Raw genomic sequence first — 7,769 nt, forward strand, 5'->3', positions numbered from 1 at the left:
CAGATCACCGATACGCCAGACACCACCACCCTCAGCCTGACCGCCGGTGCGGCGACGTCCGCCGAAGGCACGTCGATCACCTACACCGCCACGCTGACCAACCCGGCGCAGACGCCAGTCACCGTCACCCTGTCCGACGGCTCGACCATCACCATCAAAGCCGGTGAATCGTCTGGTTCGGTCGTTGTGCCTGCTCCGGCCAACGACGTCTACAACACCAACACCACCGTCAGCACCACCATTACCGGTGCCACGGGCGGTAACTTCGAAAACCTGGCGACCAACCCGACGCCAGCCGTGGTACAGATTACCGACACGATCGACACCACCGTTGCGAGCATCACCGGCAGCACACAGGTGACTGAAGGCGAAGCGGCGACTTATACCGTGAGCCTGAGCAATCCGGCGCAAACCGAAGTCACCGTCAACCTGACCTACAGCGGCACGGCGGCCGACGGCAGCGACTACACCCAAGTCGTCAGCGTGAAGATTCCAGCCGGGGCCAGCAGCACGACGTTTGACCTGGCCACGATCAACGACAAGATTCCGGAAGGCGTGGAGAACGTGACGGTTTCGCTCGGTGCGATCACCGGCGGCAACTTCGAAAACGTCGTCGTCAGCGGCACCAACGGCAGCGTCACCACCACTATCATCGATAACGATGCCCTGCCTGTGGTTGACCTGAACGGTTCCGGGAACGGCGTCAACAGCGAAACAACGTTCACCGAAGGCACGAAAGCCGGCGTACCGATTGCGGCCGACATCAACGTCAGCGACGTCGACAGCCCGAACCTGCAAGGCGCCAAGGTCACCTTGACCAACGCCCAGGACGCCGACAGTCTGGTCGTCGGCAGCCCGAACGCGAACATCACGGTGACCACGGCCACCGTCAACGGCCAGATCGTTCTGACCCTGACCGGTACCGCGACCGCTGCCGAATACGAAGCCGTGATCAAGTCGATCACCTTCCACAACGACAGCAACGATCCGAGCGTCGTCGATCGCAACATCACAGTGACCGTCAACGACGGCCAAAACGACTCCGTCGCGGTTGCCAGCACCGTCCACGTCGTCGCCGTCAATGACGCGCCGACCGTCACCTTTGAAAACCCGACCTACGTCGAAAACGGCGACGCTCAATCGCTGGTCAACAACCTGCAGATCAAGGATGTCGATGGCGACACCCTGAGCGGCGCGAAGATCACGCTGACCGGCATCCAGGCTGAAGACCTGATCGTTTCCCAGTACTACAAAGGCGGCAACGACGGCACCACCGACCTGGGCATCCGCTACACGCTGAGCAACGGCCCGAACGGCAGCATCGTCATCACCTTGAGCGGCAATGCCTCGGTCGCCGACTACACCACGCTGATCAATTCGATCACTTACGCCAACAGCAGCGACAATCCGTCGGCTGCGCCGCGCGGCGTGACCATCGAAGTGACAGACGTCGACGCGCATGGCACCGACAACCAGTCCGGCAGCCACACCGGCGAAATCGACATCACGCCGGTCAACGATGCACCGACCGTGACCGCTGCCTCGGGTAGCGGCAACGAAGACGGCATGATCAAAGTCGTGCTCGGCGGCGCAGACGTCGACGGCACCATCGACCATTTCAACCTGGTCGACATGGCCGCCCATGGCACGTTCTACGCCGACGCAGACGGCAAGGTAGAACTCACCAGCGCCAGCGACATCGCGGCCGCCAACAACAGCGCGACCATCTACTTCAAGCCTGAGAAGGACTGGAGCGGCAATACCGATTTCAGCTACACCGCTGTCGATAACCAGAACCTGGCGGCCGCAGCTCCGGCCACGGGCACCATCACCGTTGCGCCGGTCACCGACATGCCTGACCTGGAACTGGTCGGCGACAAGACCGTTGTTTCGCTCAACGTCAACGGCCAGACCACCGGTTCCATCGGCGACATCACGGGTGGTGTCTGGCACACCGATAACAGCGGTGACGTGGTTGAAATCAGCCAGCCGGGCACCTATGGCGTCGCGGGCAACGCCCAGAACACGGCGGTGATCGAGCTTGAGCGCAACGCTGGCGATCCAAGCAACCTGTACACGAACATCGACGCCAAAGCGGGTGCGACCTACACCATTTCGGTCGATTACTCCGTGCGCGCAGGTGCTGAAAGCAACTCCCTGATCAACGTGTACTGGGGTGGCGCGCTGGTCGGCACGCTGAACAATTCGGTCACCGGCATCAAGACTTATACCTTCGACGTTCCGGTGACGACAGACGGCAACGCCCGACTGGAATTCAAGGCCGGTGACAGCAACTCCCTCGGCGGCGTGATCAACAACATCAGCGTCACTGAACACCTGAATACCGGGCTTGAAGACAACGCCATTCTGCTGTCGACCATCAAAGCCAATACCACCGACATTGACGGCTCGGAAACCCTGAGCCTGAACTTGAAAGGCCTGCCGGCGGGTTCGACCCTGAGCGATGGCGTTCACACGTTCAGCGCCACCGCCGGCAACACGTCGACCGATATCACGAACTGGAATCTGAGCACGCTCAAATTCACGCCGCCGTCCAACCTCAGCGGCGACATCAAACTGACCGTGACCGCCACCGCACAGGATGGCGCAGCTGCGCCGGTCAGCAAAGACCTGAGCTTCGACGTGCATGTCATCGCCGTGGCTGACGCACCGATCGTCACGACCAGCGCGGCGCAGGGCGCTGAAGATTCGCCGATCCAGGTGAACATCGGCACGGCTCTGGTCGACACCGATGGCTCTGAGTCGTTGAGCCTCTTGACCGTGTCCAATATCCCGCTGGGTGCGGTCCTGACCGATGGCGTCAACAGCTACACCTCGATCAAGACAGGCGACGGCGCAGTCATCATCGACGGCTGGGACCTGAGCAAACTGACGATCACTCCGCCGAAGGATTTCAACGGCCAATTCACGCTTCAGGTCAGCGTCACGTCGACCGAAACCACTGGACAGTCGGCCACGACCACTAAGCCATTGACCGTGACGGTCACCCCGGTCAACGACGCGCCGGTTCTGGATCTCAACACTGCCGACGGCGCGGACCAGACCGGCTACGCCCTGACCTACGTTGAAAACGGCAAGCCGCTGAGCATCGCGGGTAACGTGTCGATCACTGACGTGGACAACACCACGCTCAAAGGCGCGACCGTCACCCTGACCAATGCACAGGCAGGCGACGTTCTGGCCGTCAGCAACCAGTTCGGCATCAAAGCCGCTGTCAGCGGCATCGTGAATGGCAAGATCACCATCACCCTGAGCGGTGAAGCGAGCACGGCGTCTTACGAGAAAGTCATTCAGTCGATCACTTACAAGAACACCAGCGACAACCCGAGCACCGCTGACCGCACCCTCACCGTGCAGGTCAACGATGGCCAGTCGGAAAACAATCTGTCGAACGTCGCGACCACCACCATCAGCGTGACCGCCGTCAACGACGCACCGGTTGTCGACCTCAACGGTCCATTCTTCCCGGGCAACAACACCGTCACCCTGCCGTACGTCGAGAACGCAGCGCCGGTCAAACTGATGCCGCTGCTGACCCTGAGCGACCCGGACAGCCCGAACCTGCAAAGCGCCACCGTTACCGTCAAGGATGCGCAGGCTGGCGACAAGCTGGTGTTCGACACCAGCAACAGCAAGATCACCATCACCTCGGAAACCGTCAACGGCCAGTTGGTCTACACCCTCAAAGGTGCGGCAAGCCAGGCTGAATACGCGGCCGTGCTGAAATCCGTGGCCTTTGTCAGCGAAGGCGAAGACCCGGTCGGCGGCAACCGCGCGATCACCGTTCAGGTCAACGACGGTCAGGACAGCTCCAACGTTGCGACGGCCAATATCGTCGTCATTCCGGTGAACGATGCGCCGGTCATCACGGCGCCGACCCAGCAGACCGTCGCCGAAGACACCCCGCTGACCTTCTCGGCAGCCAACGGCAATGCCATCACCGTCAAGGACGTTGATGCCAGCCCGACCGATGTCCTGAAAATCACCATCACCGCTACCGGCGGTACGCTGCTGCTCACCGGCGGCGCGACCAGCGATGCTCAGGGCAACCTGACGCTGACGGGTACTCAGGCTCAAATCAACGCCGCACTGGACGGCGCCACGTTCACTCCCGCGCAGGACTCCAACAACACCACGGGCACCGCTGGCCTGTCGATCGTCATCGATGACCGTGGTAACAGCGGCGTGGGCGGTGCGAAGTCGGATACGCAAACCATCAGCATCGACGTCACCCCAGTCGATGATGCTCCGGTCATCCATGCGCCGACCACCACCCAGGTCATCGCTGAAGACACCGCCCTGACCTTCTCGTCGGCCAACGGCAACGCCATCACCGTGACCGATGTCGATGCGGGCAGCAGCCAGTTGCGCATCTACGTCAATGTCACGGGCGGTACGCTGGTGCTGGCCAACGGCGACAGCAGCGCCGCGCATAACGGCGCCGTCTCACTGACCGGTACGCTGCAGGAAATCAACGCGGCCCTTGAAGGCGCCAAGTTCACGCCGACACAGGACTCCAACAACACCACCGGCACGGCGGGCCTGTCCATTTCGGTCAATGACCTGGGCAACACCGGCGCGTTGCCGACCGGCAGCACCGGCCTGACCGACAGCACCACGATCAAGATCGACGTCACGCCGGTCAACGATGCACCGGTTGCACGCGACGACATCGGCGCGCCTGTCGTCGGCACGCTGCAAGGCAACTACTACGGCTACAAACAAGGCATCGACGGTGGCAACCTCGGCACCATCAAGCAGGCGCTGGATTTCATCGCCTCGCACAAGGCCGACGCGACCTTCGATGCCAAAACCCTCAACTACGGCGGCGGTGGTGCGTTCAACAACAATCTGGGCCAATCCGGCAACCTGGGCTCGTTCCTGGGCGGCGACAAGGGCTCGTTGACCTACACCAACGGCAGCAACACCCAGACCACCACCTCCGACGCCATCGTCGAGCTGGCGGGCAAGGTCTCCATGGCCGCTGGCACTTACTCGCTGAAAGTGACGGCGGACGACGGTTATCTGGTGCTCATCGACGGCAAGCAAGTGCTCGCCGTTGACAAGAACCAGTCTGCGGCCAGCAAGACAGGCAGCTTCTCGGTGACCGGCGACGGCCCGCACGACATCCAGATCGTTTATTGGGATCAGGGCGGCTCCGCACAGCTGAAAGTAGAAGTGGCGGCGGTCAACGCAAACGGCAGCGTGGGTCCTTACAGTGTGCTGGGCACCAGCAACGCGATTGCCTTGGGCCACGACACCCTGACCACCCTCGAAGACCAGCCACTGGTCATCAAGGCCGCGACCCTGCTGGCCAACGACAGCGATGTCGACGGTGACAAGCTGACCATCGACACCTTGCAAGGCAAGTCGACACTGACCACGCCTGCGGATGTCTTTGACAGCGCCAACCACAAGGTCGGTACCGTGGTCATGGACGCCAACGGCAACGTCGTCTTCACCCCGGCCAAAGATGTCAACGGCCTGGTGACCTTCAGCTACACCGTGACCGACGGCCAGGCCAACTCCAACACCGCGACCGTCACCGTCAACGTGACGTCGGTCAACGACGCGCCTGTCGCTGCCGTGACCACCGGCAAAGGCGTTGAAGACACAACGAGCACAGGTCAACTGCAAGCCTCCGATGTCGATCAAGGCGATATCCTGACCTACACCGTCAAGGATGCCGACAAGCCGGCAGGCTTCAGCGTCGATGCGTCGGGCCAGTGGACACTGGACGCCGGCAACGCGGCTTATCAGCACCTGGGCGCCGGTCAGACGGCGACCTTTACCGTACCGTTCACCGTGACGGACAAAGCGGGCCTGAGCAGCACCTCCAACCTGATCCTCACCGTCACCGGCACCAACGACGCGCCTGTGGCCGCCGTCAGCACGGGCACGGCCGTCGAGGACGCCAAGGCCACCGGCCAGCTCCAGGCGTCCGACATCGACGACAACGATGTACTGACCTACACCGTCAACGATGCCGACAAGCCGGCAGGCTTCAATGTCGAAGCCTCGGGCAAGTGGACCCTGGACGCCAGCGACCCGGCGTATCAGCACCTGGCCGCAGGCGAAACCACCACCCTCACCGTGCCGTTTACCGTCACCGACAAGGCCGGTCTGACCAGTACGTCGAACCTGACGATCACCGTCACCGGCACCAATGACGCGCCGGTCGCTAACGTCAGCCAGGGCACGGGTGTTGAAGACACCACGACCACTGGCCAGTTGCTGGCCTCCGACGCCGACAACGGCGACGTCCTGACCTACACGGTCAACGATGCCGACAAACCGGCAGGTTTCAGCGTCGATGCCTCCGGCAAATGGACACTGGACGCCAGCAATCCGGCCTATCAGCACCTGGCCGAAGGTGAAACGACGACCCTCACCGTACCGTTTACCGTGACGGACAAGGCGGGTCTGAACAGTACCTCGAACCTGACCATTACCGTCACCGGCACCAACGATGCCCCGGTTGCTCAAGCGGCCACCGCTTCGGCGGTCGAAGCGCAACACATCACCAGCGGCATCAACAACGGCGCAGCGGTCGATGGCTCGGCACTGGTTGCCACCTTCACTACCACCTCGGCGAACCAGACGGTGTCCTTCGACTGGAACTTCACCGCCAAGGATTATTCGCCGTTCAACGACTTCGCGTTCGTTCAGGTCAACGGCCAGCAAGTGGCTGTGCTGTCAAATGTGTCAGCGGTAGGCAATTACGGGACGTCGGGCACGCACACCTACTCGTACACCTTCTCGACGCCTGGCACTTACCAGATCGTCGTGGGTGTCGCTAACGTTTCGGACAGCCAGAACGACTCGGTCCTCACTGTCGGCAACCTGACCGGCGTCACCCCCGATACCCTGGTCGCCAACGGCTCCGCTGTCGAGAACAAGGGGACGTGGACACTGACCGCCGAGGGCGCCACCGCCCAGCAGATCAGCGATTTGATCAACAAGCCGCTGCTGGTCACCGGCCAACTGGTCGCCACCGATGTCGATGACGGTTCGCACCTGACCTATGGTCTGAAAACAGGTACTGCGGCCGTCGACGGCTTCAACCTGAAATCCGACGGCAGCTGGACCTTCGACAGCAGCAACCCGGCCTATGACAGCCTGGCAGCGGGCGAAATCAAGACCATCACCATTCCGTACACGGCGACCGACGAGCACGGCGCTACCGGTGACAGCACACTGACCATCACCGTGACAGGCACCAACGACGCGCCTGTGGCAACAGTCAGCACCGGCACGGCCGTCGAAGACGCCAAGGCCACCGGCCAGCTCCAGGCTTCCGACGTCGATAATGGCGATGTCCTGACCTACACCGTTAAAGATACCGACAAGCCAGCAGGTTTCAGCGTCGACGCTTCCGGCAAGTGGACACTGGACGCCAGCAACCCGGCTTATCAGCACCTGGCGGCCGGCCAGACCACAACGCTGGACGTGCCGTTTACCGTCACTGACAAAGCGGGCCTGACCAGCACCTCGACCCTGACCATCACCGTCACCGGTACCAACGACGCGCCTGTGGCCGCCGTCAGCACGGGTACGGCTGTCGAGGACTCCAAAGCGACTGGCCAACTCCAGGCGTCCGACATCGACGACAACGACGTTCTGACCTACACCGTCAACGATGCCGACAAACCGGCAGGCTTCACTGTCGATGCCTCGGGCAAGTGGACACTGGACGCCGGCAACCCGGCTTACCAGCACCTGGGTGCCGGTCAGACCACGACGCTGGA

1 protein-coding gene is annotated in these 7,769 nt (G+C 62.1%); it reads left to right on the top strand.

The genetic code is table 11. From position 1 onward, the window contains the following. Positions 1-7,769 (top strand): tandem-95 repeat protein (locus BMY73_RS27535; RefSeq protein ID WP_139214295.1); only part of this gene is annotated, 7,769 nt, incomplete at both ends.

It is taken from the genome of Pseudomonas sp. NFACC02 (assembly GCF_900110765.1).
Classification (GTDB): Bacteria; Pseudomonadota; Gammaproteobacteria; order Pseudomonadales; family Pseudomonadaceae; genus Aquipseudomonas.